This window comes from Effusibacillus lacus (assembly GCF_002335525.1).
In the GTDB taxonomy this organism is placed as follows: domain Bacteria; phylum Bacillota; class Bacilli; order Tumebacillales; family Effusibacillaceae; genus Effusibacillus; species Effusibacillus lacus.
In genome coordinates this window covers 1-1,064 of sequence record NZ_BDUF01000125.1, presented here as the reverse complement: position 1 = coordinate 1,064, position 1,064 = coordinate 1, and the positions used below count along the sequence as shown (strand labels likewise).

The following is a 1,064-nucleotide window of genomic DNA, read 5'->3' as shown; positions in this document are numbered from 1 at the left end:
CTAGTTGCTGCGGGGGTCAAGAGACAAAAACAACGCCGTCGTCCGAAATTGCACAGTCCCCGTGCTCGAAAACCCCAAGCCGGCATGCTGTGGCAAATTGATGCCAGTAAACATGACTGGTTAGAAGGCAGATCTCCAGCTTTTGCTCTATTGGCAGCCATTGATGACGCAACCGGGCTCGTCGTAGGTGCCGTTTTCCGCTCTGAAGAGACAACCGAAGGATACTTTGAAGTCATGCGGCAAGGAATTCGAACCTATGGGATTCCTGCTGCTCTATACAGCGACCGCCATTCAATCTTTAAGTCTCGAAACGAAAAGGCAACGATTGAGCAGGAATTGGCAGGAGAAGAAGCTCCTTTGTCTAACTTTGGACAGGCGATGCGAGATCTTGGAATTAGTCACCCAAAAGCTCGTTCGCCTCAGGCAAAAGGCCGTATTGAAAGACTCTGGGGTACCCTGCAAGACCGCTTACTCGTAGAACTCCGGATTCTTGGAGTTACCTCATTAGAAGAGGCAAATCGGGTTTTGCCACAACTTATTGCAAAGCACAACAAACGTTTTGCTGTCAAACCGGAACAAACGGAATCCATGTACCGGAAGCTCGATACAAACCTGGATCTCGTGTTCTGTATGCGAGAGATGCGCTCTGTAGGCCCCGGGCAAACGATCTCCTACGGCGGTAAGATTTACACCCTGCAAACCTCTTCTACAAGGCAAACCATTCCGCCTAAGACCCGCATAGAAGTCCGCCTAAACATGAAAGGGAAACTGTTTGCCTGGTACCAAGGGCAAGCACTAGGACTTAAAGAAGCGGAAAAACCAAAGCAAGCAAAGCCAACTCCAGAAAAGAAAAAAGCGGATCTTGCGCCACCACACAAGCCCGCTGCGAACCACCCCTGGAGAGTCTGGAGAGGTCCGAAAGAGCTCAATAGAGCTCTACAAAAGCAAGACTAGCATAGCAAAATTAAGAACTTCTTGAAACCCCTTCGTATGAAACGAGGGGGGAACTAAAAAGTGACATTTTCATAGAACAGTTAAGGTGACATTTTCACTGAATCTTGACA

Annotated in this window: 1 protein-coding gene; it reads left to right on the top strand. The window is 48.6% G+C overall.

The genetic code is table 11. The annotated features are described in order from the left end of the window. Window positions 1–954, top strand: a 954-nt coding sequence (locus EFBL_RS20085) for an ISNCY family transposase (RefSeq protein WP_096184524.1), incomplete at its 5' end; no start/stop codon positions are given. Window positions 955–1,064 lie beyond the last annotated feature (110 nt).